This window comes from Streptomyces sp. NPDC058239 (assembly GCF_042882185.1).
In the GTDB taxonomy this organism is placed as follows: Bacteria; Actinomycetota; Actinomycetes; order Streptomycetales; family Streptomycetaceae; genus Streptomyces.
This window is the reverse complement of the sequence record NZ_JBHVWS010000053.1, coordinates 23,231-49,132: the sequence shown is the minus strand read 5'-3', so window position 1 is coordinate 49,132 and position 25,902 is coordinate 23,231. Positions and strand designations below refer to the sequence as shown.

Sequence of the window (25,902 nt, the reverse complement as noted above, 5' to 3'; positions counted from 1 at the left end):
GGGTCACGCGGCCCTGCGGACGAGCTTGCCGTCGGGTGCCACGGCGAACCACTCGCCGTCCAGACCCTGTCCGTTGATGTCACCGGGCGCCGTGTCACCGACGTAGTAGTACAGCGGCCAGTCCCCGTAAGTGACGTGGACGGCACCCCCGGACTGCTTCGCCTCGCGCAGCAGCGACTTCCTGACGCCCTGGCCCGCGGTGGCGGGGGCGGGGCTGGTCAGCGCGGGCCATACGGCGATGCATTCCGCGTCGCAGTTGCTCGCGGTGTCCTTGTCCTTGGTGAAGGCGTACAGGGTGCGGCCCTTGCCGTCGACCAGGATGGAGCCGAGCCCGACGTCCGCCACGGTGACCTCGGTGCCGGGCGCGGTCTTGACCGGCCTCTTGCCGCCGCTGGTGTCGCCGTCGCTCCCGGCACCGCAGGCGACAAGTCCCAGGGCCAGCGGGATCGCGAAAAGAGCCTTGCTTGCACGCATGGTGATGACCTCTCTCGTACGTCGTGAAACGCGACGGGGCGAGTTCCCCGTGCCCACACGTGCTCCCTGCGCATCGGGTTCAGCGCGCATCCGCCCCCTTCGGCGCTCCGGCCCCGGACAGCCCGGATCGCGGGCGGCGTTGAACCGCCCGGGCCGTCCGTCCGTTCGTCGACGCGAAGGGCCCCGACTGGAAGCCCCACTCGCGGAAGGACGAAAGACATGCGCAGGCTCACTGTTGCGGCGGCCGCCGCCGTGCTCGTCGCCGGTCTCACCGGTTTCGCCGGTACGAGCCCGGCGCTGGCCGAGGACGGCCCCGACGCCGGGGGCTCCCGTGGCGCCGGGGTCTCGGCGGCCACCGCCGAAGCGGCGCAGGCACCGGCCGTCTCCCTGATCGCCCGGCTCACCGGCGACCAGGACGGGCCCACCGCGGGCGACCAGGACGGCAAGGCCGTCGCGCTCGTCAAGGTCAAGGGCGACCGCGTCACCTTCGCCCTCACCTGGAACGGCATCGGCAGGCCGACGCGCGGCCACCTCCACCGGGGCCGGCCCGGCAGCGACGGCGGGGTGAAGGCCGCGCTGTTCGGCACGGCCATGCCCGCCTCGGTGAACTCCGCCGCCGGGCAGACCTCGATGTCCTCCGCCGCGCTCGCCCGGCAGTTGCGCACCGACCCCGGCGGCTTCTACGTCGACCTGCACTCCGAGGAGTTCCCCGGCGGCGCGGTGCGCGGCCAACTCCGGCTCCTGGAGAAGCCGGTGAACCCGCTCAGCATCATCAGGGGCGGCAAGTTGCGCGCGCTCGCGGACGGCGGCCAGGAGGTCCCGGCCGACGACCCCGGCAAGGCGGGCGACCCGGACGGGCACAGCACCACGTTCCTGCACCCGAGGACGGACCGCGTCGACTACTCCATGGCCTGGGTGAACATCGGGGCGCCGCTGGCCGGACACATCCACGAGGGAGTGCTCGGCGAGAACGGCGACGTACGGCTCCCGCTGTTCGTCACTCCCGTACCGAAGAACGTCTTCGCGATCTCCGGCAGCGTCAGCGTCCCCGACGCCGAGGTCATCGCACGCCTCAAGGGGAGCCCGACCGGCTTCTACTCGAACCTGCACACCCGGGAGTTCCCCGGCGGTGCCGTACGAGGGCAGTTGTTCCGCTGACGTCCACGGGCAAGGGGTTGACGGAAGTTTCGCGGGTGGCTTGTGGGCAAATCTTGATTGCCCCGGCCCCTGGTGACACCCTGCTTCCGTGCGGATCAAGCTGCCCTTCCCCAACTCCCTTCTGTTCTGGGGGATTCTGCCCGTGACGCTCGGGCTGATCGTGTTCCTGGGCGTCATGACGTTCGGCGCCGACAGGGCTGCCACGGTGTCCGGCGCACCCGCCGACGACAAGTACGTGGACCTCGGGACCGTTGTGCCGATCCGGGCGCCCGCGGCCGGACCCGACGCGTCCACCGGCTCGTACGTCGTCGACTGCGGCCGCAACGAACAGGGCCACTACAACATGGACAACGTCGTGATCTCCCCGGGCGTCGTGAACGGCGCCCACCACACCCACGACTACGTCGGCAATCTCTCCACCGACGCCCTGTCCACCGACCGGACTCTGGCCGCCGCCGACACCACCTGCGCGGGCGGCGACCGGTCCACGTACTACTGGCCGGTGCTGCGCCGCCTCGACCACACCGGCGAGGCACACAAGGCCGGCGTCGGCGCCCACGGCAACACCGGCGAGGTCGTCACCGCATCCTCGGTGCGGGTGGAGTTCCGCGGCAACCCGGTCAGCTCGGTCGTCGGCATGCCCCGCTTCCTGCGGCTGATCACGGGCGACCCGGTCGCGGCCACCACGGACAGCGGGAACGCCCGTGCCCAGTGGGGCTGTTCCGGCTACCCGGACCGGTTCACCCGGAACTACGCACGCTGCCCGCAAGGCAGCGGACCGACCCGCACCCTGGACTTCCCGAGCTGCTGGAACGGCCTCGCCACCGACAGCCCCGACCACCGCGCGCACGCACAGTTCCCCGCCGCCGACGGCACCTGCCCCAGGGCCATGTTCCCCGTGCCGCAACTGCGCGTCACCCTCACCTATGAACTCCCGGAGGGTACGCCGTTCGCCGTCGACTCCTTCCCGGAGCAGCTGCGCGATCCGATCACCGACCACGCGATGTTCGTGAACGTGATGACCGGGGACCGCATGGCGGAGCTGGTGCGCTGCATCAACGAGGACCGGCAGTGCAAGTCCGGGTGACCAGGACCCTCGCACGACCCCCGACCGCTCTGTGATTCAGCTCACATCGGCCCAGGATTGAACCGGCCCGGCCCGCCGTCCGTGTTCAGCGCATCGGCCCAGGAGAGGACGGAGAAGATGGATGGCGGCATTGTGGTCCCGCAGCCGGCAGAGACAGGACACCGGTGACGAGGCACTGATCCGGTCCCTCTACGAGGAACACGGCAGAGCCCTGCTCGCGTACGCACAACGCCTGACCGGCGACCGCAGCGCCGCCGAGGACGTGGTCCAGGAAACCCTGATCCGGGCCTGGAAACACCCGGATGCGCTGGTCAACGGAAAGGGCTCGGTACGCGGCTGGCTGCTCACCGTGGCCCGCAACATCATCACGGACCGGTACCGGGCCAAGGCCGCGCGCCCCACGGAGGTCGCCGAGTCGGTGACCACCCAGCCCGTCGAGCAGGACCACGCGGACGCCGTGGTCGACTCGATGGTCGTCATGGAGGCGCTCGACCGGCTCTCCCCGGACCACCGGGACGTGCTCATGGAAATCTACTTCCAGGGCCGGAGCGTCGCCGAGACGGCGAACAGACTCGGGATACCACCCGGGACGGTCAAGTCCCGGTCACACTATGCGTTGAAGGCCCTGCGGGACGTGTACGCGGACAGACCGAAGGCAGTGAAGCTGGTGGCGTTGAAGGGGGTGGCGGTGTGAGCACCAAGGAACATGACAGCGAACTGCTCGGCGCCTACGTCCTCGGTGCGCTCGATGAGCAGGAGGTGCGAACCGTCGACGAACACATGGCGTCGTGCCAGAAGTGCCGCGACGAACTGGACGGGCTGCGGGACATGGAGTCCGCGCTCGGCGAAGTACCCCCGGAGGCGTTCCTCGACGGGCCCCCGGAAGGCGGTGACCTGCTGCTCCAGCGCACGCTGAGGCAGGTCCGCAGCGAACGCGCCGGGCAGACGCTGCGGCGAAGAGCGGTCCTGGGCGCGGTCGCGGCGGTCGCGGCGGCAGCCGTCCTCGGCGGTGGCTTCCTGATCGGCCAGAACACCGGCGAACGGACCCATGAGGCGAAACCCCCGGCCCCCTCGGTCGCGGCGACCGTGCCACCGGCTCAGCCGGGCGGCATGAAGGTCGTTGAGGGCCGCAGCGCCTCGACCGGCAGCGAGATGCGGCTCCGGGTGACCCCGGCCGTCGACTGGATCCGCCTCAACGCCTCGGTCACGGGCATCCCGGCGGGCGAGCGCTGCCGTGTGGTGGTCGTCGCGAAGGACGGCAGCCGCGAAATCGCGGGCAGTTGGCTCGTCGCCGACGAGGAGAAGGGCGCCAACCTCGACGGCTCGGCGGCCGTCCCCATGGACGACGTACAGAAGGTCGTGATCGAGAACGACGAGGGAAAGGAGTACGTGTCCGTCAAGGTCTGAACCTCTCGGGCCCGGCCGCGACGGGCGACTCCATGACGTTGTTGATGGTGAGGCGCGGATCCGGACGCAGATCGTGACCTGCCCCGTGGCGCCCGGATGAGTGGGGGCCGTTCCCAGTTGGAACGGCCTCACTGATCCGGGCGCTCAGAGCCGCTGACACGATGAGTCCGTCGGTTGGTATCGGCCGGTGTCGGCGGGTGTTCGGGCCGTGTACCCGCAGGGTGGAACGATGACTGGGCTGATCGACCTCGCCTGCACGACCGGTGGCGGCGCCTGCGATCATGATCCGCCCGGCAGCCCTCGGTCGTACCCCAGATTGTCCGGTTCGAGGAGTGGAGGCTCGTTTGTCATGTGGGCGGGAGCCATGGCGCGCAGGGCGTGGTAGCCGATCAGGACGATCAGCGTTCCCAACGCGATGCCGCTGAGCTGGAAGTTGTCCGTGAGCTTCAGGCTCACATTGCCGATTCCGACGATGAGACCCGCGGCCACCGGCACCAGGTGCAGGGGGTTGGAGAGGTCGACCCGGGAACGGACCCAGATCTGGGCGCCCAGCAGGCCGATCATGCCGTAGAGGATGACCGTGATGCCGCCGAGGACGCCGCCGGGAATGGCGGCCACGACGGCACCGAACTTGGGGCAGAGCCCGAACAGGATCGCGAAGCCCGCCGCGCACCAGTAGGCAGCGGTCGAGTAGACACGTGTGGCGGCCATGACACCGATGTTCTCGGCGTACGTGGTGGTGGCGGGGCCGCCCACGGACGTCGACAGCACGGTCGCCGCACCGTCGGCCATGATCGCCGTGCCGAGCCGGTCGTCGAGCGGTTCGCCCGTCATCTCACCGACCGCCTTGACGTGTCCCGCGTTCTCGGCGACGAGGGCGATGACGACGGGCAGGGCGACCAGAACGGCCGAGAGCGAGAAGCTCGGGGCATGAAAGGCGGGAAGGCCGATCCAGTCCGCCTTGGACACGCCCGAGAGGTCGAGGCGCCAGTGGTCGACCGACTCGGCGCCGCCCGCGGGGGAGTGGATCTTGCCGAACGCGCGGTCGAAGACCCATGAGACGGCGTACCCGAAGGCCAGCCCGAGGAAGATCGCGATACGGGACCAGAAGCCGCGCAGCACGACCAGGGCGAAGCCCGTGAACAGCATGGTCAGCAGAGCCGTCCACTGGTCCTGGGGCCAGTAGGTACCGGCGGTGACCGGCGCCAGGTTGAACCCGATCAGCATGACTACCGCACCCGTGACCACCGGAGGCAGCACCGCGTGGATGACGCGGGCCCCGAGAGCGCGGACGACTGCCCCGCACAGGAAGAGGACTGCGCCGACGACCAGCAGCGCACCGGTGAGGGTCGCCGCGTCACCCCCCTGTGTGCTGATGACGGCGGCGACACCGATGAACGACAGACTGCTGCCCAGGTAGCTCGGGATATGGCCCCGGGTGATCAACAGGAAGAGAATGGTGGCCACGCCGGAGGCCATCACGGCGAGGTTGGGGTCGAGCCCCATCAGGACGGGGGCGACGAAGCAGGCTCCGATCATGGAGACCACGTGCTGCGCGCCGAGACCGACGGTGCGCCCCCAGGTGAGCCGCTCGTCCGGCCTCACGACCTCGCCCGGTGCGAGGCTCTTGCCGTCGCCGTGCAGCTTCCAGCCGAAGCCCGCCATGGTCTTGCTCCTCGATGTGTTGCTGGGGTGGTGCTGAGATCCGCCGGCCGGACCGGGTGCTCGACGACTAGCGGAACACGCGGTTCAGGCGCATGCCGACAGGACGGGCCATGAGGGTGGGGATTCGACCCGGGTCGTCGTGCTCTGCGGCCCTTGCCGGGCACGTCGCCGCCGCGGAAATGAGCAGCGTCATGGTAATGCCCGGCCGCGGAGTGTCCGCGGCCGGGCCGGGCCGTCTCGAACACGGACGACGCAGGTGAGGCGGGGGAGCGGGAGCGGGAGCGGGGCCGGCCGGCCGTCCGCCGGTGCGACGGATCAGGGACGCGGTTCGGCGGCCGCCGCGCTCGGGGCACCGGCGGCCGGGGACGACACGGCCCTGCGGTCGCCCGCCCGCAGCACCCCGGCCCCCAGCACCAGGCCGAACGCCAGCACCGTCACCAGGCCGAACGACACGACCAGCGAGGTCGCCTCGGCCAGCGAGCCGATCGCGGACGGGGCGATGAGCCCGGAGGTGTACGTGATGGTGGCGACGCCCGCGATCGCCTGACTCGGGTTCGGGCCACTGCGTCCGGCCGCCGCGAAGGCGAGCGGGACGACCACGGCGACACCGAGGCCGAGGAGCCCGAAACCGCACATCGCCAGTACCGCGTTCGGTGACGCGACCACGAGCAGTCCGCCGATCGTCGCGAGGGCACCGCCGACCCGTACGGTTCTGACCGATCCGAAGCGGTCGACGACCTTGTCACCGGCGATCCGGGCGACCGCCATCGTCAGCGCGAACGCCGTCGTGGACGCCGCGGCGAGCCCGGCGGAGGTGTCCATGATGTCCCGGAGGTAGATCGCCGACCAGTCCAGACTGGCGCCCTCCGCGAACACCGCGCAGAAGCCCACCGCGCCGATGATGAGCGCCGACTTCGGCGGCAGCGTGAAGCGCGGCGGCGGCTCCTCGTCGGGCTCGCTGCGCAGATCGAGTACGCCCTGGCAGGCGATCAGCCCGAGCGCCGTGAGCACCAGAGCGGCGATCGTGTGGTGCAGCCGGGCGTCGGAGCCCAGGTGCGCGGCCACCGTGCCCGCCGCCGAACCGACCAGGGCGCCCACGCTCCACATGCCGTGCAGCCCGGACATGATCGACTTGTCGAGGCGGTTCTCCACCTCGACGCCGAGGGCGTTCATCGCCACATCCGACATGCCGGCCGATGCCCCGTACACGAAGAGCGCGGCGCACAGCGTCAGCAGGTTGGGTGCCAGCGCGGGCAGGATCAGCGCCAGCGTCCACAGGGCGAGCAGTCCGCGCAGCGCGGTCCTGGCGCCGAAGCGATGACTGACCGCACCGGCCAGCGGCATGGCGAGGGAGGCGCCGATCGCCGGGAAGGCCAGGGCGAGACCGAGCTGCCCGGCGCTGACGCCCGCGTGGTCCTGGATCCAGGGCACCCGGGTGGCGAAGCTGCCGGTCACCGCGCCGTGCACGGTGAAGACCGCAGCGACGGCGAACCTGGCCCGCCTCACCTGCTTCATGCCGAAGGCCGTCTCTGTGGAATCCGTTGTCATACCGCCGTGCCCTCCCCTGGGAATCCTCGGCCGCCGGCGACTCCGGCGCCCGTCTCCACGGTGCGGGCCGTAAACTATCAGGAACCCTGCCTGATAAATAGACCATCAAGGTTTCGTCTCCGTGTGGCAGTGATCTGGAAGGATCCCGGCATGCCCGCATCACCGAGCACCGCCCGGGCCATGAACGACCGGCTCGCCCTCCGCCTGCTCCAGCAGGACGGCCCGCTGACGGCCACACAGCTCAAGACTCTGACCGGACTCTCCCGCCCCACCGTCGCCGACCTCGTCGAACGGCTGCAGGGGGCCGGTCTGATCCGGGTGGTCGGCGAGTCCGGCTCCGAGCGCCGTGGCCCCAACGCCCGGCTGTACGGGATTGCCGCCGACCGCGCCCACCTCGCCGCACTCGACATACGCACCGGCAGCGTCGCCGTGGTCGTCGCCGATCTCCTCGGTGCCACGCTCGCCGAGGCCACCCTGCCCATCGGCAGCGACACCGACACCGAGGCCGCCGCCGAACAGGCCGCCGCGCTGCTGGAACGCACCGCGAGGGAGGCGGGCGCAGCCCCGCTGCACAGCGTCGGAATCGGCGCACCCGGTCTGATCGACCCGGTCACCGGCGAACTGCGCGACACCACCGGGCTGCCCGCCTGGCACCGACGACTGGTACGGGTGCTGCAGCAACGGCTGCCCGCCACCGTGCTGGTCGAGAACGAGACCAATCTCGCCGCCGTCGCCGAGCAGCGCATCGGCGCGGCCCGCGACCGGGACACCTTCGTACTCTTCTGGCTCGGCCACGGCGTCGGCGCTGCCGTCATGCTGGACGGGAAGCTCCGCCGCGGCGCCTCGGGAGGCGCGGGCGAGATCGGCTTCCTGCCGGTGCCCGGCACGATCGGCATTCCGTCGGCCGTCAACTGCGACGGCGGGTTCCACTCGCTGGTGGGCTCCGCCCCGGTCTGCGAACTGGCTGCCGCCCACGGCATATACGTGCCCCCGGGCGCGGCCGAAGGGGACAAGGAGCCGGGCGCCGCATTCGCCGTACGGGCCGCGCTTGCGGGTGAGGGGGAGAGCGAGGCTTTCCTGGGCGCCCTCGCCGAACGTCTCGCGCTCGGCGCCGCCGCCGTCGCCTCCGTCATCGACCCGGGCTGTGTGCTGCTCGCGGGCGAGGTCGGCCACGCGGGCGGTGACGGGCTCGCGGCACGGGTCGAGGAGCGGCTGGCCATGATGTCCCCGCTTCGCACCGAGGTCAGGGCCGGCCGGCTCGGCGGCGCCGCGGTGCTCCGCGGCGCGCTGCTCGCTGCCCGGGAGGCGGCTCAGGACGAGCTGTTCACTCCGTCCGGCTGAACCGTTCGGCGAGAAATTCCTCGAACGTCGCCTTCCCCACGGCCCGTTCGGGGTTCAGATGGTCTCCGTTGCGGTATCCGGCGTACGCCTTGCCCGCCAGCCGCACGGGCATCAGGGTCCGCTTCTTTCCGGTCGCCCGGAGATAGGCGTGGGCCAGTTCGGGGAATGCCCTGATCTCGGGTCCGCCCATGTCCGGCACCCGGCCGGCCGGTCGGGAAAGGGCCAACCCGGCCAGCCGGTCCGCGACTTCACCGGAGCCGACCGGCTGCATCCGTACCCCTGAGGGCAGCGGCATCACCGGCATCCTGGCCGCTGCGGCCAGGACGCGCAGGACCAGGTCGTGGAACTGGGTGGTCCGCAGGATCGTCCAGCCGACCTCCGACTGCTCCATCATCCGCTCGACCCGGCGCTTGATCCGGTAGTAGCCGAGCGGCAGCTGGTCCACACCGACGATGGAGATATAGACCAGATGGGGGACGCCCGCCCTATGCGCGGCCTCGATCAGATGTCCGGCCGCCGTGTCGTCGCCACCGCGCGGCATGGAGGCGCAGTGCACGATCGCGTCCACGCCCTCGACCGCCGCGTCCAGTCCCCTGCCGTCGCGCAGATCGACCGCGTACGGCTTGGAGCGGCGGCTCAGCACCCGTACGTCCTGCCCACCCGCGCGCAGCCGGTCCGCGACCTGCCGGCCGAGTGTTCCGGTTCCGCCGGTCACCAGAATCGTCGTCATGCATCCACCCTCTCAGAGCGCGGGCGAGCCCGGCGGTGACCGGGGGCGGACCGGTCACCGCCGGGCGGTCGGGGGAGGGTCAGCAGGCCCCGAGGTCCTGCCAGACACCCCAGTCACCGGTGGAGCCGGGCGTCTCGCCCTTCGTCCACCACCTGGCCTTCCACTGGTGCGAGCCGTGGCTGACCGTCGTACCGGTGCCGTACTCGGAGGTCGCGCTCCAGGCGGGAGCGGTGCAGCTGCCACCGGTCGGGTCCGGGCTCGGGCTGGTCGACGGGTCGGGCGACGGCGACGGGCCCGTGCCGGGCTCCACCAGCGAGGTGCCCCGCGCCAGATCGGCGGCGAGCGCGTACGACTTCCCGCCGAAGGTCACCGTCCAGTTCGACGGTGTGGAGGTGGGCAGGTAGTAGACGAAGTCCACCGATACCGAGGCTCCGGGAGCCAGGCTCTGCCAGCTCGGCAGCTTCAGTGAGACGCGGTTGTAGTCGCCCTTCAGCCCGCCGATGTTGTCGGCGGCGGTGTGGTCGCTGCGCACGATCGTCGTACCGAAGCCGGACTGGTCCTTGGCGTTGGCGGGCGCCGACGTCGCGTAGTCGAACCGGAACTCCGTGCCGCCCGGCAGGGTCGCCTTCGTGTTGTTGGTGATCTTCAGCTTGGGGCTGATCGGGTAGTTGGAGTCACCGAGCGGGAACTGGTCGAAGGACACATCGATGTCGAGCGCCTGGGCCGGCAGGTCGATGGTGGACCGCTTCGCGCCGTACGGGGTGGCCGACTTGAACGTGTCGTACATCGTCGAGGTGAGCGTGGAGCCCGGCTCGTACTGTCCCTTGGCGGCGTTCCAGTCGTAGTCGCCCGCGAGCTCCCAGATCATCGTGCCGCCGATGCCCTTGTCGACCACGTAGTCCGCCTTCGCGGCCACCGACTGCTCGTCCTCGGTGGAGAGGAAGACCTTCTTGTCCGCGTTCCACAGCCACGGCGCGACCAGTGTCGTGTCGTACTTGCGGACGTAGGTGCCGGTCAGTCGGGTGTCGGCGGCGAATCCGTAGTCGGTGACGTAGTCGCCGACGATGCCCTTCTCCAGGTTCTTCGCGTGCCACATCGGATTGGAACCGGCGGGCGCTTCCTTGCCGTTGGAGTCCAGGTCGTGCCAGAGGTTGTCGATGCCGACGGCGCCGTCGCCGCACTTGGTCAGACCCGCGCCGGCCGGGCACTCGGTGGTGGCGGCCCTGCCCCACAGTCCGTCCGTGCCGCCCTGCACGTTCTTGAAGCCACGGGTGTAGTACGGCAGCCCGATGTTGATCCGGCCGGACGGCATCGAGCCGCGGAAGTAGTGGTATGCCCAGTCGGTGTTGAGGTAGCCCGTACCGCCGTACTGCGAGGTCGAGTAGACGCTCGCCTGGGCGAGTTCGGCGTCCTTGCCGTCGTCGTAGAGCGCGGCGTTCGGCCCGACGTACTCGTTCCAGGCGCCGTGCAGGTCGTACGACATGATGTTGACGTAGTCCAGGTACTTCTGGACCTGGAAGGTCTCCATACCGCGCAGCAGATAGCCGGACGAGGGTGCGGCCACGCTCAGCAGATAGTGCCTGCCGTCGGCGGCGGACGCGCGGTCGAGCTTCTCGCGCAGGGTCTTCATCAGCGCGGCGTAGCTCTTGACCAGGCCGGCCCGGCGGGCGTTGGACAGCGTCCGGTCCAGCGGGTTGCCCGCGTCCTTCATGGTCGTCGGGTACTCGTAGTCGATGTCGACGCCATTGAAGCCGTACTTCTTGATGAAGGTGACAGCCGAGTCGGCGAAGGTGTCGATGCCGGCCTGGTTGACCGAGCCGTCGGCGTTGGTCGCCATCGAGTAGAACCCGCCGGATTCCACCCGCTTGCCGCTGCCGTCGAAGTAGCCGCCAGTCTCGGCCCAGCCGCCCACCGACACCATGGTCTTCACGTTCGGGTACTTCTTCTTGAACTTGTTGAGCAGGTTGAAATGGCCCTTGTAGGGGAGGTCCGGGTCCATCTCCGCGCCCGCGACACCCGGCCAGGTCATGCCGGTCGAGGCGTTGTCCGGGCCGTCGGCGCCCACGGAGATCATGTTGTCGCCGTCGATGTGGGCGAACGCGTAATTCAAATGGGTGACTTTGTCCCAGGGGACGTCGGAGGCGAGATAGGCGGGCCTGCCGTCCTTCCCGGTCCGCCAGTCGGTGAAGTATCCGATGACCCGCCGCTGGTGGTCGGCGCCCATCTTCTCGCGGCCCTCGGTGTCGTAGATGGAGCAGTAGGGGACGGCGGCACCGGGGGTCTCGTAGAGCCCGTCGGGGCGACAGGACTCCTGGTCGGCGGCAGCCGACGGGGTGGCCGCGAGCGAGCCCATGAGCAGTCCGGCGACGGTGGCGCAGGCTGCGAGCAGGGTGGCTCTCGCACGGGTGGGGGACAGCACGTTCGGTTCCTCCCGGGGAGGTTCGGCAGAACACAACTGACAAGGGGGCGGGCCGTGTTGATGTCCCGCGGTGTGCGCACACCGCGGGATCGCTCCTCGGAGGTGACGCAGAGATTAAGAGGACTAGACCATTGCGTCAATAGGTCTGGACCTTTAGGGCCCGACTGTCCCGTTGTGGGCCCCGCCCCGGGACTGCTGTGAGCCACTCCACAGGTGCTCACCCGTATGGCCCATGAGCGGGCGTGGCACACTGATCGTGTACCAGCAGCAGCGCACTCCGGGGTCGGTGCAATTCCGAACCGGCGGTTATAGTCCGCGACCCGTCCGCATCCAGCGGCCGGTTGACCAGGTGAGATTCCTGGACCGACGGTTAAAGTCCGGATGGGAGGCAGTGCGCGGCGGGCCGTTTCACGGGTACGCCGCCGTCGGCGGATGGTCTTCGGGCAACCGATCCATCCGTGTTTTCGGCATTCGGCGTCCTCTGTTGCGTTCCCGCTTCATCTGTCGTCGTCGACAGGCCCCGGAGTCCGTGCCCGAAGAGGCAGGAGGACCCGGTGGACACCGCAGCCGACATCACCGCCATGCGCCGAGCGATCACGCTCGCAGCGCGCGGTCTCGGCTCCACCAGCCCCAACCCGGTCGTCGGCTGCGTCATCCTCGACGCCGCAGGCCGACAGGCCGGTGAAGGATTCCACCGGCGCGCCGGTGGGCCGCACGCCGAGATCCACGCCCTGCGCGCCGCAGGCGACAGGGCCCGGGGCGGCACCGCCTACGTCACCCTCGAACCCTGTAACCACACCGGCCGCACCGGCCCCTGCGCCCAGGCGCTGATCGAGGCCGGTGTCGCCCGCGTCGTCTACGCCGTCGGCGACTCGAACCCGCAGGCCACCGGCGGTGCGGACACCCTGCGCGCGGCCGGGGTCAAAGCTGAGCAGGGGCTCCTCGCGGACGAGGCCGAGGCGGGCAACGCGGCCTGGCTGACCTCGGTGCGCCTGGGCCGCCCGTACGTCCTGTGGAAGTACGCGGCGACCCTCGACGGCAGGATCGCGGCCGCCGACGCCACCAGTCGCTGGATCACCTCTCCCGAGTCCCGCGCCGACGTCCACCGGCTGCGCGCCGAGGCCGATGCCGTCGTGGTCGGCTCCGGCACCGCCCGCACCGACGACCCACAGCTCGGTGTACGGGGCATCGAAGGCGCCGTACAGCCCCTGAGGGTGGTGGTCGACACCGGTGCCACCGCCGTACGCCCCGGCGCCCGCGTCCTCGACGGCACCGCGCCCACCCTGATCGCCGTCGCCGACGACGCCGACGCCCGCCATCTCCCCGAAGGGGCCGTTCTGCGGCTGCCGCGCGCCGCCACCGGCCCCGGCCTGGACATCCCCGCCCTGCTCACCGCCCTGCACGGGCGAGGCATCCGCTCCGTACTCCTCGAAGGCGGCCCGACCCTGGCCGGGGCCTTCGTCGCGGCGGGGAAGGTCGACAAGGTCGTCGGCTATCTCGCCCCCGTGCTCCTCGGCGCCGGCCCCGCGGCCCTCGCCGACGCCGGAATCTCCACCATCGCCCAGGCGTTGCGCCTCGATGTGACCGAGACCGTCCGCATCGGCGCCGATCTGCGCATCACTGCCGTCCCCGGCCCTGCCCGGAAGGGAAACTGAGTGTTCACCGGAATTGTCGAAGAACTGGGTGAAGTCACCGCTGTCGAGAAGCTCGGCGACGCCTCCCGCTTCCGCCTGCGCGGTCCCGTCGTCACCGAAGGCGCCAAGCACGGCGACTCCATCGCCGTCAACGGCGTCTGCCTCACCGTCGTCGACTTCGGCGAGCACGAGTTCACTGCCGATGTGATGGCCGAGACCCTGAACCGGTCCAGCCTCGGCGCCCTGGAGGCCGGCTCCCGGGTCAACCTGGAGCGCCCCATGGCGGTCGGCGGCAGGCTCGGCGGCCACATCGTCCAGGGCCATGTCGACGGCACCGGCCGCATCGTCGAGCGCAAGGTCTCCGAGAACTGGGAGATCGTGAAGATCTCCCTCCCCGCGGACCTGACCCGCTACGTGGTGGAGAAGGGGTCGATCACCGTCGACGGCGTCAGCCTGACCGTCGTGGACGCCGGACCCGACTACTTCACCATCAGCCTCATCCCCACCACCCTCGCCCTGACCACGCTCGGCATCAAGGAGCCCGGCGACCCGGTCAACCTCGAGGTGGACGTCATCGCGAAGTACGTCGAGCGGCTGCTCGGCAACACCGCGCAGGAACCCGAGGAGCCGGCGAAGTGACCGCGCTGAACTGGCTGAACTCGGAGGCGTTCACCGTCTTCGGGCAGCACATCATCTGGTCCGACATGATCGGCAACACGGTCGGTCTGATCGCGCTGACCCTGGGCTGGCTCCGCTCGATCTGGACCTGGCCCGCCCAGCTCCTGTCCGGCGTCGTCCTGGTCGCCGCCAATGCCTCCGTGCATCAGGCGGGCAGCGTCGGCAAGCAGCTCGTGGTCATCGCCGTGGCCGTCTGGGGCTGGCAGCAGTGGACCCGGGGCAAGCGACAGGCCCAGGACGGCTCCCTCGCCGTACGGTTCGCCACCTGGCGCGAGCGCGGCTGTCTGCTGGGCGGCGCCGCACTCGGCACCCTCGCGGTCGGCGGCCTGTTCACCGCGTTTCCTTCGCTCTCCTGGAGCCCGTGGGCGGACGCGTACATATTCGCCGGCACGCTCGTGGCGATGCTCGCCCAGGCCCGCGGCATGGTCGAGTTCTGGTTCGCCTGGCTCCTTGTCGACCTGGTCGGCGTACCGCTGAACTTCCACAGCGGTCTCGCCTTCTCCGGTCTCATCTACGTCGTGTACGGCGCCCTCGTCCTGTGGGGCATGCGCGACTGGTGGCTGCGTTCGCGGACACCCGCTCTGGAAGGAGCCACGGCATGACTGCCCAGCCCACCTGGTTGCACCGGGAACACGAAAGCGCCGTCGAGGACCTCACCCTCGACCCCGTCGAGCAGGCGATCCGCGACATCGCCGCCGGACGGCCCGTCGTGGTCGTCGACGACGAGGACCGGGAGAACGAGGGCGACCTCGTCATCGCGGCCGAGAAGGCCACCCCCGAGATCGTCGCGTTCATGATGAGCGAATGCCGCGGTCTGATCTGCGCGCCCATGGAGAACGACGAGCTGGAACGGCTCGAACTGCCGCAGATGGTCGCCCACAACACCGAATCGATGCGCACGGCTTTCACCGTCTCCGTCGACGCATCGGCGGCGCACGGCGTCACCACCGGCATCTCCGCCGCCGACCGGGCCACCACGCTCCGGATGCTGGCGGGCGGCGAGGCCGGTCCCGGCGACTTCGTACGGCCCGGCCACATCTTCCCGCTCCGCGCCCGTTCCGGCGGTGTGCTGGTCCGTAACGGCCACACCGAGGCCGCCGTCGACCTCGCCCGGCTCGCCGGACTGCGGCCCGCCGGCGCGATCGTCGAGATCGCCGGCGAGGACGGCGTGATGCTGCGACTGCCCCAGCTGGTCCCGTTCGCCCGCAAGCACGGCCTCACGATCATCTCCATCGAGGACCTGATCGCCTACCGCCGCACCTCGGAGCCGACTGTCCGCCGCGAGGCCGAGGTGCGGCTGCCGACGAGCTTCGGCGCATTCACCGCGTACGGCTACCGCTCCACGACCGACGGCGTCGAGCACGTCGCGCTCGTCCACGGCGACATCGGGGACGGCGACGACGTCCTGGTGCGGATCCACTCCGAGTGCCTGACCGGCGACATCTTCCAGTCGCAGCGCTGCGACTGCGGGCCCCAGCTGCACGCCTCCATGCGCCGGATCACCGAGGAGGGCCGCGGTGTCGTCATCTATCTGCGCGGCCACGAGGGCCGGGGCATCGGCCTGCTGTCCAAGCTGCGCGCCTACGAACTCCAGGAGCGCGGCAGCGACACCCTCGACGCCAACCTCGAGCTCGGCCTGCCCGCCGACGCCCGGGACTACGCGGCCGGCGCCCAGATCCTCAAGGACCTCGGCGTCCACAGCCTCAGGCTGATGACCAACAATCCCGACAAGACGGCCGCGGTCCTGCGGCACGGTCTGGCCGTCACGGGCCGTGAGCCGATGCCCGTCCAGGCGGGCGAACACAATCTGCGCTACCTGCGCACCAAGCGCGACCGCATGGGGCACGACCTGCCCTGGCTCGACGCCGCCACGGCGTCGACCTGCGGCAACCAGTAACGATCACGGAAACGAGCGGTAGGAGAGACATGAGCGGCAAGGGTGCACCCGAACTGTCCGTACGCAACTGCGGTGACCTGCGTGTGGCGGTCGTCGCCGCCCAGTGGCACGAGAAGGTCATGGACGGACTCGTCGACGGCGCGCTGCGCGCCCTGCACGAGCTGGGCATCGACGAGCCGACCCTGCTCCGGGTGCCCGGCAGCTTCGAGCTCCCGGTGGTCGCCAAGGTCCTCGCCGGTCGCGGTTACGACGCGGTCGTAGCCCTCGGCGTGATCATCCGCGGCGGCACCCCGCACTTCGAGTACGTGTCCCACGGCGTCACCAACGGTCTGACCCAGGTCGCCGTCGACACCGGAGTCCCGGTCGGTTTCGGCGTACTCACCTGCGACACCGAGGAGCAGGCGCTCGACCGGGCCGGACTGGAAGGCTCCAACGAGGACAAGGGGCACGAAGCGGTCACCGCGGCCGTCGCCACCGCCGCCACACTGCGCACGGTCAGCGAGCCCTGGCGCTGAGTGGGGGACGTGGACCCCGTACTCTAAGGACCATCATGGCGAACAAAACCTTTGAAGAGCTCTTCGCCGAGCTGCAGCTCAAGGCCGCCAACGGCGACCCCTCCACCTCCCGTACCGCCGAGCTGGTGGACAAGGGTGTCCATGCCATCGGCAAGAAGGTCGTCGAGGAGGCCGCCGAAGTCTGGATGGCCGCCGAGCACGAGAGCAAGGACGCCGCCGCCGAGGAGATCTCCCAGCTGCTGTACCACGTCCAGGTGATGATGGTCGCCCGCGGGATCTCCCTCGACGACGTCTACGCTCACCTCTGAGCACGACCTGAGCACCACGTAGCACTCCGTATGACCGCACATCCGTACAAGACTCCCTCCTCGCAAAGGAAACCTGGCCTCATGCTGCGCATCGCCGTCCCCAACAAGGGTTCACTCTCCGGGCCTGCGATGGCGATGCTCCATGAGGCCGGCTACCAGCAGCGCAAGGAGTCCAAGGAGCTCGTCCTCGTCGACCCCGAGAACGAGGTCGAGTTCTTCTACCTGCGGCCGCGCGACATCGCGATCTACGTCAGCTCCGGCCGCCTCGACATCGGCATCACCGGCCGTGACCTGCTGCTGGACTCCGGCGCCGACTCCGAGGAGATCCTCCAGCTCGGCTTCGCCCGTTCCACCTTCCGCTACGCCACCAAGCCGGGCACGGCCCAGGGTCCGCAGGACTTCGACGGCAAGACGATCGCCACCTCCTACGAGGGCATCGTCGCCAAGCACCTCGCCGATGTCGGCGTGAACGCCTCCGTCGTCCACCTCGACGGCGCGGTCGAGACCGCCATCGAACTCGGTGTCGCCCAGGTCATCGCCGATGTCGTGGAGACCGGCACCAGCCTGCGCAACGCCGGACTCGAAGTCATCGGCGAGCCGATCATGAAGTCGGAGGCCGTCGTCATCCGGCGCACCGGCGCACCGGACGACGACCCGAAGGTGCAGCAGTTCCTCCGCCGCCTCCAGGGCGTCCTGGTCGCCCGCAGCTACGTGATGATGGACTACGACTGCCGCGTCGAACATCTGGAGCGCGCGGTCGCCCTCACCCCGGGCCTGGAGTCGCCGACCATCTCCCCGCTGCACCACGAGGGCTGGGTCGCCGTCCGTTCCATGGTCGCCGCCCGGGAGGCCCAGCGGATCATGGACGATCTGTACGACCTCGGCGCCCGAGCCATCCTCACCACCGCCATCCACGCCTGCCGCCTCTGACGGCCGGGCGACCACCCGGAAGACAGAAGAACACCATGTCCGCCCCCGCGCCCCGGCCCGAACTCCCCACGCTCCCGGTCACATTCCGGCCGACCCGAACCCGGGTGGTCCTGCTGACCGTGGGGGCGGCGATGTTCGTCGTCATCACCGTCATCGCCCTGACCCTGGAGCAGCTGAGCGCGGGGGAGCGGTCCAGCTTCGTCTTCACCGCGCTGCTGTTCTTCGGCGTGCTCGCGCTGCTCAGCCGACCGAAGATCGTCGCGAACGAGGACGGGGTGACGGTGGTCAATCTCACCCGAACGCGCCGGCTGTCCTGGGCGGAGATTCTCCGCGTCAACCTGCGCGTCGGCGACCCCTGGGTCTTTCTCGACCTGAGCGACGGGACCAGCATGCCTGCCCTCGGTATCCAGCCGGGAATCGCCAAGCAGCAGGCCATCCGCGACGCGCGCACGCTCCGCGCCCTCGCCGAGAAGCACGGCACCGGCACGGACAACGGCTGAGCCCCCTGCCCCACAGGGCCTCTTCTTGATTACTCTGGAGGACGGCGGCGCCCTGTGCGCCCCGCCCCGCACCAGAGGGTCCATGAGGCCTGCGGGGCTTTCCTGCGACCCAAGGAGTGACTCCTTCCAGCAATGGACGGATCGTCCGGTAGTACCTGCGCCGCCCCTTCCCAGGAGGCGGCGGCATGACCACCCCCCTGCTGCTTCTGAGCGCAGCATTCCTTCTCATCCTCGCCAACGGATTCTTCGTGGCAGCGGAGTTCGGGCTCGTCACGGTGGAGCGGCCGGACGCCGAGCGCGCCGCCGCCGAGGGCGACCGGCGGGCCCGCACCGTCGTCGAAGCCCTGCGTGAACTCTCCTTCCAGCTCTCCGGCACCCAGCTCGGCATCACCATCACATCGCTGGTTGTCGGCATGCTCGCCGAACCGGCACTTGCCCAGCTGCTGGACGGCCCCCTCACCGCGACCGGTCTGCCCGACGGCGCCGTACCCGGCGTCAGCGTGGTGATCGGGATGATGGTGGCCTCCGCCGTCCAGATGGTGATCGGCGAACTCGTGCCCAAGAACTGGGCGGTCTCCCGGCCGCTCCAGGTCGCCCGGTTCGTCGCCGGTCCCCAGCACCGTTTCTCCGCCGCGCTCCGGCCGGTGATCAGCCTGCTGAACACCGTCGCCAACCGGCTGGTACGCCTGCTCGGTGTCGAACCCACCGAGGAGCTGGCCTCCGCCCGCACCCCCGGGGAACTGGTCTCCCTGGCCCGGCACTCGGCCCAGGCCGGCACCCTCGAACAGGACACCGCGGATCTCTTCGTACGGACCCTGTCGCTCGCCGGACTCACCGCACAGCACGTCATGACCCCACGGGTGAAGGTCAGCGCCCTGCAGTCATCGGCGACCGCGGAGGACGTCCTCAATCTCACCCGCGCCACCGGCCTCTCCCGCTTCCCCGTCTACCGGGAGCGCATCGACGAGGTCGTCGGCATGATCCACCTCAAGGACGCGCTCGCCGTGCCCGCCCAGGACCGGCTGCGCACGCCGGCGGGCCGGATCGCCGTACCGCCGCTGCTGGTGCCGGAGACACTGCCCGTCGAACAGCTGCTCCAACGGCTGCGCAATGAGCAGCCGATCGCCGTGGTCGTCGACGAGTACGGCGGCACCGCCGGGGTCGTCACCCTTGAGGACATCATCGAGGAACTCGTCGGCGAGGTCAGGGACGAGCACGACGCCGAAGGCGCCGACCGGCCCGAACTGGCCCCCGCCGCGCCCGAGGACGGTCTCCCGGCCTGGGACGCCGAGGGCAGCTGCCGCGTCCTGACCCTGCGCCGGATAGGGCTCGACGTACCCGACGGGCCGTACGAGACCGTGGCCGGACTCGTCGCCGATCTGCTGGGCCGCATCCCTGCCCCCGGCGACCGGGCTGAACTGCCCGGCTGGCGGATCTCCGTCCGCCAGGTCGGCCACTACCGCGCCGAGAAGGTCCGCTTCGTACGCACGGCCGAGGTGACCGACCCCGTCACCGAGGCACCGGTGGCCCACGGTGTCCTGGAGGCCGTGCGATGAGCCTCGTCCAGCTGCTGTTCGCCGCGCTCCTCGTGCTGGCGAACGGCTTCTTCGTGGGTGCCGAGTTCGCTCTCGTCTCCGTACGCCGCAGCCAGGTCGAACCTCTCGCGGCAGCAGGGTCGGGCCGGGCCCGCCAGGTGCTGTACGGCCTGGAGAACCTGCCGCAGATGATGGCTGCCGCCCAGTTCGGCATCACCGTCTGCTCGCTGACCCTCGGCGCCGTCGCCGAACCGACCGTCGCCCATCTGCTGGAGCCGGTCTTCCATGCGGTCCACCTGCCCGAGGGCCTGATCCATCCGCTCGGCTATGTGCTGGCGCTCGTCTTCGTGGTCTTCCTCCATCTCGTCATCGGCGAAATGGTCCCGAAGAACCTCGCGATGGCAGCGCCGGAGAAGACCGCGCTCTGGCTCAGCCCCGGCCTCGTCGGCTTCGCCCGCGTCTGCCGTCCGGTCACCTCCGCACTGGGCACCTGCGCCCGGCTGGTGCTCCGGCTCTTCGGCGTCGAACCGAAGGACGAGGTGGAGGCCGTCTTCACCAGCGAGCAGCTCAACCGGCTCGTCGAGGACTCCGGCCAGGCCGGACTGCTGGAGCCGGAGGCGCAGGAGCGGTTGGAGGACGCACTGGAGCTGGGCAGCAGGCCCGTCACCGATGTGCTGCTCAGCCGGGCCTCCCTGGTGACGGTGGACCCCTCCGTCACCCCGCACCGGATCGAGGAGCTGACCGTACGGACGGGTTACTCGCGCTTTCCCGTGTGCGCGGAGGGCGGCGGCCCGTTCATGGGCTATCTGCACGTCAAGGACGTCCTGGACCTGGAGGACGGCGAGCGGGCCGTCCCCCAGCACGTGTGGCGCCCGATGGCGACCGTGAGGGCCGAGCTGCCCCTGGACGACGCCCTGACCGTGATGCGCCGCGCGGCGACGCATCTGGCGCAGGTCGCCGACGCATCGGGCCGGGTCCTCGGACTGGTCGCCATGGAGGACGTCCTGGAGATGCTGGTCGGTGAGGTACGCGACCCGGCCCACCGGGTCTCGGTGCCGCGCCGGACGACGGACACGACGGCCGCGGGTACCGGCGAACGAGGACAACGGCCACGGGTGACCCCCGCAGCCCGCCCTCACAACGGCGGAGGCTCCTGCGGCCCCCGGCCCACCGGACCCCGGCCGGACAGCACCTCGCCGTACGCCTGCATCAGATCCGGCAGCCGCAGCGTGGCCAGATCGTCCCGGCTCGGCACGGCCGCATAGCCGGAGAGTCGCAGATCGCGGTAGGCGCAGCTCTTCTCGTACAGGGTGCGCAGGAACCGCCCGTTGCCCAGCTCGTCGATCCAGCCCTGGTCGACGACATGGCCGCTGATGGAGCGCAGCTCCTCCAGGGACTCCTCGTCCCACGCATCACCGTTCTCCGTGGCCAGCACCTCACCGATGGAGGTGAGCTCCAGCGGCCGGTAGCTCGGGAAGTCCACCCGGGTGGTGAAGCGTGAGGAGAGCCCCGGATTGGTGGCCAGCAGCCGGTCCATGCCTTCCGGATAACCCGCGAGGATGACGACGAGATGGTCCCGGTTGTCCTCCGCGCGCTTGAGGAGGACCTGGAGGGCCTCGTCGCCGTACGCGTCACCCTTGCTGTAGCCGGTGTTGGAGAGGCTGTATGCCTCGTCGACGAAGAGCACCCCGCCGAGCGCCGAGTCGATCAGCTCATTGGCCTTGACGGCGGTCTGGCCGAGGAACTCGCCCACAAGATCCGCCCGTTGGGCCTCGACGAGATGGTCACCGCCGAGCAGACCGAGAGCGTAGAAGACCCGGCCGAGGATGCGGGCCACCGTGGTCTTGCCGGTGCCGGACGGGCCCGAGAAGACGAAATGGCGTTTCGGCGGCTGCACGGGAAGCCCCTGGCCGGCCCGCAGCCGGGCCATGTTCAGCTGCGCGGACAACGCCTTGACCTGGCGTTTGACGGGCTCCAGGCCGACCATCCGCTCCAGCTCCGCCAGCGCCTCGGCCAGCAGCACCGGATCGCTGGGCCCGGCCGGGAAGGGGGCTGTCGGCCGGCCGGGCACCGCAGTCTTCCGCCGTGCCCCGTCGGGCGGCGGCACCCCGATGCCCACGAGTCCCGGGGTCTCGCCGCCCGGCCGCAGCTCCCGGCCGTCCACCAGATCGGTGCCGAGCAGCGAATCCCCGTCCGGCTGCGCCTCCGCCACGGCGTCCGTGCCGAACCCGGCCAGCGACACGGCGGTGAGACCGGCGGCTTCGTCGGTGCCTTCGAGGCCGTCGTAGTCCGCGATCGCGGCGAGCCGCGCCGAGGTGTCCATGAACGCCGGGTCGATCCGGTGCACCGCCCGGTAGAGCGGCAGGGCGGCCGCGCTGCGGCCGGTGCCCTCGTGTGCGCGGGCCAGCCAGTAGCGCAGTTCCTTGCGCTGCGGCTGTTCGCTGCGGCAGCGCATCAGCGCGGCGGAGAGCAGCGGCTCGGCCTGCCCGTACATCTCCAGCCTCACTCGCGCCATCCCGCCGAACAGCCCCGCCTCGATACCGAGCATCGGATCGTCGATCAGCTGCTCGGTGTTGCGTACGAGCTGCTCCCAGTCCTTGACCAGATAGGAGCGGCAGGCGTGCAGGAAGCGCACCTGTGGGTCCGCGTCCACCGGCGGCAGGCCGGCCAGTGCACGGTCCAGCTCGGGGACATGGCGCCCGTCCAGCCAGTGCGAGGCGTGCGCGAGGAGCAGATCGCGCGGGCTCTCCAGCACCGGTTGAACCCACCAGCCCAACCAGTACCAGGAGTTGAGTGTGCGCCGATGGCGGGTGCGCTGTTCGCCGAAGCGTTCGCGATGGCGGTACATGCGCAGCAGCGCCGTCGTGGTGTCGGCCCTCAGCGCATGGAGGCCGAGCCAGCCGTCCGCCATTGCGGGATCGATCCGTACCGCAGCCCTGAACTCCTCTTCGGCCTGCGGGTAGGCGCCCATGGTGTAGGCGTCCACGCCGCGCAGCCAGGCGAGGTCGGCCGGGGCCTGTGTGCCCTGCGTGCCGATGTCCATCTGGTCCCCCACAAACCGTGCCCCCAGGATGTCCCGCCGCACGACCTGCCCGCCGAGGCGCGCTGAATCACTGTGCCACGGACGGGAATTGACCGCACCGAGAGGCATCGTACCTGCGCAGGGAGTGCGCGACTAAGGGCGACGCAGGCGGAAGGGAGACCGTGACCGAGGGTGAGCGGAATCCGCCGAACCGGCGTGTGAAAGAGGGTGCCAGGGCAGAACGAAGCCCCCGATCACGGGGGAACAACCGGGGGCTTCGTGTCCGCGAGGGCTCCGAAAAGCCGCACATTGAGAACGTAAGACCTGTACCGCCCTCGGGTCAAGCAGAGTTGAGGTACTTCCAGGCCGTTTTCTCACCACTCAGTACGGCGGCGCAATGTGATCACGTTCTGTGACGGAATGGTTCGCTCCTGCTGCTGTGTCAGGCCCCTCCAGCCACTCGTACCCCATGGGCAACTGCCGTACCAGAGCATCGGCGTGGGAGCGCGAGGGATCGGCCGAGAAATGTTCCGCCTCGGCCGCCGTCCACCCGTCCCAGAAGGCCGAAAGAGCCGGTCCGTCCCGGCGGCGGCCCCGCTCCCAGGACTCCGCGGCAGCGAGATCCATCCACAACAGCCGTGCCAGATGGGGCCGCAGCGCCCGGCGGCCCGCCCCGACCCCCTCGATCAGGACGACCGGTGCGGGCTCCAGGCTGCGCGGTGCCGCGAACGTCCGAGCGGTCCAGTCGTACGGCGCATAGCGCGCGCACTCCCCGCGCGACAGAGGCCCGATCACCTGCTCACGCAGCCGGTCCACCCAGGTGAAGAAGGACGCATGGGTGGCCAGGTCGTCCAGATGCAGTACGGGGGCGTCGTCGAGCACGGCCGCGAGGCGGGACGCGAAGGTGCTCTTCCCCGATCCGGCATGGCCGTCGACGGCGATCAGCCGCACCGGTCCGCAGGACGGCGCCAGGGTGCGCAGCCGTGCGGCGAGGAGCGAGAGGTCGTTCATGCGCCCCAGCCTACGAGCCGATCCGAAGCACTCGCAGGTCACGCCAGTGGACCAGACCAATATTGGTTCATTGACGCAAGTCGAATCGCTGGCCGAGTCCGGCCACTACCCGCAATAGTTGGCCCACTGTCGTGCATTTGCAGCCCCATTCCGCTTACGACCGGGGGTCTCGCCCATGAACAGACCGACCTCGCGCAGAACCATGCTGACTGCCGCGCTCGCGGCTGCGGCCGCCGCCGGCACGGTGTCGTCCGCCGGCCCCGCAACCGCCGCCGTTCCAGCCGCCGCCCCGCATCCCGCCCCCTCGGCAACCGCTTCTCTCGTGGAGAACCGTTCCTGGCACACGTACACCGACTGGCGCAGCGGTCGGGGCGCCGGGACACGCGCCGTCGCGGGGCGTCGGCCCGGTCTGGTGATCGGCCACGCCGTGGGGGTCACCGACTACACCGATCCGCACACCGGCCAGACCGCCGACTGGGAGTACGCGACCTGGACCTCGCCGGTCCACCGGTCCGCCGTCCCGGCGACCGAGGTGATCGCCTCCTGGAACGCCGACACCCCGGCGGGCACCTGGATCCAGATCGAGCTGCAGGGCCGTTACTCGGACGCCACCTCGACACCCTGGTACGTGATGGGACGCTGGGCCGCGGGCGACGCCGACATCCGCCGGACGTCCGTGGACGACCAGACCGACGGCAAGAGCTCCATCTGGACCGACACCTTCTCGGTGGACGACGCGGCGAGCGGGCTGCGGCTGGTCTCCTACCGGCTGCGGCTCACGCTCCACCGCCCCCCGGGCAGCCGCCTCACGCCCACCGTCTGGCGGCTCGGCGCTATGGCTTCCGACGTCCCGGACCGTTTCACCGTGCCCGCCAGCACCCCCGGCCTCGCCCGGGAGCTGCCGGTGCCGCGCTACTCGCAGAATGTGCACGCGGGCCAGTACCCGGAGTACGACAACGGCGGCGAGGCCTGGTGCAGCCCCACCTCCTCGCAGATGATCATCGAGTACTGGGGGCGCAGGCCCACCGCCGAGGAGCTCGCCTGGGTCAAGCCGGGCCTGGCCGACCCACAGGTCTGTCATGCCGCCCGGTTCACGTACGACTACCAGTACGAGGGCTGCGGCAACTGGCCGTTCAACGCCGCGTACGCCGCGACGTACGACGACATGAGCGCGGTGGTGACCCGGCTCGGCTCGCTGACGGACCTGGAGACGCTGGTCCGGGCGGGTATCCCGGTCATAACGTCGCAGTCCTTCCTCAAGGAGGAGCTGACCGGCGCCGGGTACGGGACCTCCGGCCACCTGATGACCGTGATCGGGTTCACCGCGGACGGCGACGTGATCGCGAACGACCCGGCCTCGCCGAGCAACGAGGCCGTGCGGCGGGTCTACAAGCGCCAGGAGTGGGAGACGATCTGGCTCCGTACCAAGCGCTACGACGCGAACGGCAAGGTCAGAAGCGGTACGGGCGGTGTCTGCTACATCTACTGGCCCGCCGACCCAGCACCGAGGCAGCGCCGGGTTCTGAAGTCACTCGGCCTGTTGTGAGCAGGTGCGGCGCTACGGCCGCCTCGACCACCTGACGGCGGCGTTCCCTGCCGTCCCGGGTGAGGTGGCTGTACTTCTCCACCGTGACCTTGATCCAGCGATGCCCGAGCCGGCGAGACACTTCGTGGATGGACACGCCGCTCGTCAAGGTCACGGTGGTCCATTTGTGCCGCAAGTCGTGCGGATTGTATTCAAGCAGCCCGAGCCGCCTGATGGCCCGATCCCACGACTTGCGCAGGAGACCGGGGTACGGCAGGCATGCACCCGCTCCCAGAGGTGCTCGGTGCACAACCGGTTCACTTGGCGACACGCAGCGACTGTTCCCAGCCGGACGCTCCACCCCGGATATACGGCTCGAAGGCATCGAGCGGATCACTCATCGATACTCCGTGCGGATGGCCGTCTGCGCGTTCCACGCCGATAGGGCGTGCCCGAGGAACGCGCTGCTTCGGATGCCGGTCCGACACCTCGGTCGTCATACTCCGGCGAGGCCTCCT

At 70.2% G+C, this 25,902-nt stretch carries 24 protein-coding genes, 1 pseudogene and 1 riboswitch; of the genes and pseudogenes, 16 read left to right on the top strand and 9 right to left on the bottom strand.

The genetic code is table 11. From position 1 onward, the window contains the following. Nucleotides 1-3: 3 nt before the first annotated feature. A complete protein-coding gene (locus tag ACFVYE_RS37695; protein ID WP_383973026.1) occupies nt 4-474 on the bottom strand; it encodes a hypothetical protein in 471 nt (156 codons plus the stop codon). Between the two features lie 219 nt (nt 475-693). On the opposite strand from ACFVYE_RS37695, the gene ACFVYE_RS37690 reads away from it, so the two are divergent. From ACFVYE_RS37690 to ACFVYE_RS37675, 4 genes are all read left to right on the top strand, one after another. After that, on the top strand, nt 694-1,632 hold the full coding sequence (locus ACFVYE_RS37690) for a CHRD domain-containing protein (RefSeq protein WP_389608444.1): 939 nt from the start codon (nt 694-696) through the stop codon (nt 1,630-1,632). 88 nt (nt 1,633-1,720) lie between these two features. Beyond that, the gene (locus tag ACFVYE_RS37685; protein WP_389608443.1) at nt 1,721-2,719 is read left to right on the top strand and encodes a DUF1996 domain-containing protein; all 999 of its coding nucleotides are present in this window, start codon (nt 1,721-1,723) and stop codon (nt 2,717-2,719) included. Nucleotides 2,720-2,840: 121 nt separating this feature from the next. Beyond that, nucleotides 2,841-3,413: a sigma-70 family RNA polymerase sigma factor gene (locus ACFVYE_RS37680; protein WP_383973032.1), complete on the top strand. Its 573-nt coding sequence runs from the start codon at nt 2,841-2,843 to the stop codon at nt 3,411-3,413. After that, nucleotides 3,410-4,126 carry a zf-HC2 domain-containing protein gene (locus ACFVYE_RS37675; protein ID WP_383973034.1) on the top strand — a complete coding sequence of 239 codons (717 nt, stop codon included), beginning with the start codon at nt 3,410-3,412 and terminating at the stop codon, nt 4,124-4,126. Before ACFVYE_RS37680 ends, ACFVYE_RS37675 begins: the two co-directional genes overlap by 4 nt. Nucleotides 4,127-4,405: 279 nt before the next feature. Here the strand turns inward: ACFVYE_RS37675 and ACFVYE_RS37670 are convergent, their stop codons facing one another. Both ACFVYE_RS37670 and ACFVYE_RS37665 read right to left on the bottom strand, forming a co-directional pair. Then, nucleotides 4,406-5,791: a uracil-xanthine permease family protein gene (locus ACFVYE_RS37670; protein WP_383973036.1), complete on the bottom strand. Its 1,386-nt coding sequence runs from the start codon at nt 5,789-5,791 to the stop codon at nt 4,406-4,408. A gap of 315 nt (nt 5,792-6,106) precedes the next feature. Beyond that, nucleotides 6,107-7,339 (bottom strand): MFS transporter, encoded by a 1,233-nt coding sequence (locus tag ACFVYE_RS37665; protein WP_383973038.1) that lies wholly within the window; start codon nt 7,337-7,339, stop codon nt 6,107-6,109. A 150-nt stretch (nt 7,340-7,489) separates the two neighbouring features. Between ACFVYE_RS37665 and ACFVYE_RS37660 the strand changes: the two genes are divergently transcribed. Beyond that, nucleotides 7,490-8,680, top strand: coding sequence for an ROK family protein (locus tag ACFVYE_RS37660; protein WP_383973040.1), 1,191 nt, complete (start codon nt 7,490-7,492; stop codon nt 8,678-8,680). Here the strand turns inward: ACFVYE_RS37660 and ACFVYE_RS37655 are convergent. Then, nucleotides 8,664-9,410 (bottom strand): SDR family oxidoreductase, encoded by a 747-nt coding sequence (locus ACFVYE_RS37655; RefSeq protein ID WP_389608442.1) that lies wholly within the window; start codon nt 9,408-9,410, stop codon nt 8,664-8,666. The genes ACFVYE_RS37660 and ACFVYE_RS37655 overlap by 17 nt on opposite strands. A 79-nt stretch (nt 9,411-9,489) precedes the next feature. Further along, a complete protein-coding gene (locus ACFVYE_RS37650; RefSeq protein ID WP_389608441.1) occupies nt 9,490-11,829 on the bottom strand; it encodes a chitinase C-terminal domain-containing protein in 2,340 nt (779 codons plus the stop codon). A gap of 268 nt (nt 11,830-12,097) precedes the next feature. Further along, nucleotides 12,098-12,228: riboswitch (FMN riboswitch) on the top strand. Between the two features lie 155 nt (nt 12,229-12,383). On the opposite strand from ACFVYE_RS37650, the gene ribD reads away from it, so the two are divergent. From ribD to ACFVYE_RS37600, 10 genes and pseudogenes are all read left to right on the top strand, one after another. Further along, nucleotides 12,384-13,484 (top strand): bifunctional diaminohydroxyphosphoribosylaminopyrimidine deaminase/5-amino-6-(5-phosphoribosylamino)uracil reductase RibD, encoded by a 1,101-nt coding sequence (gene ribD, locus ACFVYE_RS37645; RefSeq protein ID WP_383973046.1) that lies wholly within the window; start codon nt 12,384-12,386, stop codon nt 13,482-13,484. After that, nucleotides 13,485-14,102 (top strand): riboflavin synthase, encoded by a 618-nt coding sequence (locus ACFVYE_RS37640; RefSeq protein WP_383973048.1) that lies wholly within the window; start codon nt 13,485-13,487, stop codon nt 14,100-14,102. Next, nucleotides 14,099-14,743, top strand: a complete 645-nt coding sequence (locus ACFVYE_RS37635; RefSeq protein WP_383973050.1) for a nicotinamide riboside transporter PnuC — start codon at nt 14,099-14,101, stop codon at nt 14,741-14,743. The genes ACFVYE_RS37640 and ACFVYE_RS37635 overlap by 4 nt, the downstream gene beginning before the upstream one ends. Continuing rightward, a complete protein-coding gene (locus ACFVYE_RS37630) occupies nt 14,740-16,038 on the top strand; it encodes a bifunctional 3,4-dihydroxy-2-butanone-4-phosphate synthase/GTP cyclohydrolase II (RefSeq protein WP_383973052.1) in 1,299 nt (432 codons plus the stop codon). Before ACFVYE_RS37635 ends, ACFVYE_RS37630 begins: the two co-directional genes overlap by 4 nt. Before the next feature lie 29 nt (nt 16,039-16,067). Then, nucleotides 16,068-16,553: a 6,7-dimethyl-8-ribityllumazine synthase gene (gene ribH / locus ACFVYE_RS37625; RefSeq protein WP_093894539.1), complete on the top strand. Its 486-nt coding sequence runs from the start codon at nt 16,068-16,070 to the stop codon at nt 16,551-16,553. A gap of 35 nt (nt 16,554-16,588) precedes the next feature. Further along, entirely contained in the window at nt 16,589-16,861 is a 273-nt protein-coding gene (locus ACFVYE_RS37620; protein ID WP_018524273.1) for a phosphoribosyl-ATP diphosphatase, read from the top strand. 81 nt (nt 16,862-16,942) lie between these two features. Continuing rightward, nucleotides 16,943-17,791, top strand: coding sequence for an ATP phosphoribosyltransferase (hisG, locus tag ACFVYE_RS37615; protein ID WP_093894540.1), 849 nt, complete (start codon nt 16,943-16,945; stop codon nt 17,789-17,791). 35 nt (nt 17,792-17,826) lie between these two features. Beyond that, nucleotides 17,827-18,291: a PH domain-containing protein gene (locus tag ACFVYE_RS37610; protein WP_383973056.1), complete on the top strand. Its 465-nt coding sequence runs from the start codon at nt 17,827-17,829 to the stop codon at nt 18,289-18,291. Nucleotides 18,292-18,476: 185 nt separating this feature from the next. Further along, nucleotides 18,477-19,847: a hemolysin family protein gene (locus ACFVYE_RS37605; protein WP_383973058.1), complete on the top strand. Its 1,371-nt coding sequence runs from the start codon at nt 18,477-18,479 to the stop codon at nt 19,845-19,847. Beyond that, nucleotides 19,844-20,911 (top strand): annotated as a pseudogene (locus ACFVYE_RS37600) (hemolysin family protein); the annotation flags it as partial. The gene ACFVYE_RS37605 and the pseudogene ACFVYE_RS37600, both read left to right, overlap by 4 nt. Nucleotides 20,912-20,961: 50 nt before the next feature. Here the strand turns inward: ACFVYE_RS37600 and ACFVYE_RS37595 are convergent. Next, nucleotides 20,962-22,869, bottom strand: coding sequence for an AAA family ATPase (locus tag ACFVYE_RS37595; protein ID WP_383971329.1), 1,908 nt, complete (start codon nt 22,867-22,869; stop codon nt 20,962-20,964). A 360-nt stretch (nt 22,870-23,229) separates the two neighbouring features. After that, entirely contained in the window at nt 23,230-23,859 is a 630-nt protein-coding gene (locus ACFVYE_RS37590; RefSeq protein ID WP_389608440.1) for a uridine kinase, read from the bottom strand. Between the two features lie 175 nt (nt 23,860-24,034). Between ACFVYE_RS37590 and ACFVYE_RS37585 the strand changes: the two genes are divergently transcribed. Then, nucleotides 24,035-25,405: a peptidase C39 family protein gene (locus tag ACFVYE_RS37585; RefSeq protein WP_389608439.1), complete on the top strand. Its 1,371-nt coding sequence runs from the start codon at nt 24,035-24,037 to the stop codon at nt 25,403-25,405. Here ACFVYE_RS37585 and ACFVYE_RS37580 read toward each other — a convergent pair. Then, nucleotides 25,311-25,769 (bottom strand): tyrosine-type recombinase/integrase, encoded by a 459-nt coding sequence (locus ACFVYE_RS37580; protein WP_389608447.1) that lies wholly within the window; start codon nt 25,767-25,769, stop codon nt 25,311-25,313. The genes ACFVYE_RS37585 and ACFVYE_RS37580 overlap by 95 nt on opposite strands. Beyond that, on the bottom strand, nt 25,702-25,884 hold the full coding sequence (locus ACFVYE_RS37575) for a hypothetical protein (RefSeq protein ID WP_389608448.1): 183 nt from the start codon (nt 25,882-25,884) through the stop codon (nt 25,702-25,704). The genes ACFVYE_RS37580 and ACFVYE_RS37575 overlap by 68 nt, the downstream gene beginning before the upstream one ends. Nucleotides 25,885-25,902: the final 18 nt, after the last annotated feature.

Excerpts from the sequence above, each read along its gene's own strand:
- ACFVYE_RS37695 (WP_383973026.1), bottom strand. The coding sequence starts at position 474 with ATGCGTGCAAGCAAGGCTCTTTTCGCGATCCCGCTGGCCCTGGGACTT.
- ACFVYE_RS37690 (WP_389608444.1), top strand. The coding sequence starts at position 694 with ATGCGCAGGCTCACTGTTGCGGCGGCCGCCGCCGTGCTCGTCGCCGGT.
- ACFVYE_RS37680 (WP_383973032.1), top strand. The coding sequence starts at position 2,841 with ATGGCGGCATTGTGGTCCCGCAGCCGGCAGAGACAGGACACCGGTGAC.
- ACFVYE_RS37670 (WP_383973036.1), bottom strand. The coding sequence starts at position 5,791 with ATGGCGGGCTTCGGCTGGAAGCTGCACGGCGACGGCAAGAGCCTCGCA.
- ACFVYE_RS37665 (WP_383973038.1), bottom strand. The coding sequence starts at position 7,339 with ATGACAACGGATTCCACAGAGACGGCCTTCGGCATGAAGCAGGTGAGG.
- ACFVYE_RS37660 (WP_383973040.1), top strand. The coding sequence starts at position 7,490 with ATGCCCGCATCACCGAGCACCGCCCGGGCCATGAACGACCGGCTCGCC.
- ACFVYE_RS37655 (WP_389608442.1), bottom strand. The coding sequence starts at position 9,410 with ATGACGACGATTCTGGTGACCGGCGGAACCGGAACACTCGGCCGGCAG.
- ACFVYE_RS37630 (WP_383973052.1), top strand. The coding sequence starts at position 14,740 with ATGACTGCCCAGCCCACCTGGTTGCACCGGGAACACGAAAGCGCCGTC.
- ribH (WP_093894539.1), top strand. The coding sequence starts at position 16,068 with ATGAGCGGCAAGGGTGCACCCGAACTGTCCGTACGCAACTGCGGTGAC.
- ACFVYE_RS37620 (WP_018524273.1), top strand. The coding sequence starts at position 16,589 with ATGGCGAACAAAACCTTTGAAGAGCTCTTCGCCGAGCTGCAGCTCAAG.
- hisG (WP_093894540.1), top strand. The coding sequence starts at position 16,943 with ATGCTGCGCATCGCCGTCCCCAACAAGGGTTCACTCTCCGGGCCTGCG.
- ACFVYE_RS37610 (WP_383973056.1), top strand. The coding sequence starts at position 17,827 with ATGTCCGCCCCCGCGCCCCGGCCCGAACTCCCCACGCTCCCGGTCACA.
- ACFVYE_RS37605 (WP_383973058.1), top strand. The coding sequence starts at position 18,477 with ATGACCACCCCCCTGCTGCTTCTGAGCGCAGCATTCCTTCTCATCCTC.
- ACFVYE_RS37595 (WP_383971329.1), bottom strand. The coding sequence starts at position 22,869 with ATGGACATCGGCACGCAGGGCACACAGGCCCCGGCCGACCTCGCCTGG.
- ACFVYE_RS37590 (WP_389608440.1), bottom strand. The coding sequence starts at position 23,859 with ATGAACGACCTCTCGCTCCTCGCCGCACGGCTGCGCACCCTGGCGCCG.
- ACFVYE_RS37585 (WP_389608439.1), top strand. The coding sequence starts at position 24,035 with ATGAACAGACCGACCTCGCGCAGAACCATGCTGACTGCCGCGCTCGCG.
- ACFVYE_RS37580 (WP_389608447.1), bottom strand. The coding sequence starts at position 25,769 with ATGCCTTCGAGCCGTATATCCGGGGTGGAGCGTCCGGCTGGGAACAGT.
- ACFVYE_RS37575 (WP_389608448.1), bottom strand. The coding sequence starts at position 25,884 with ATGACGACCGAGGTGTCGGACCGGCATCCGAAGCAGCGCGTTCCTCGG.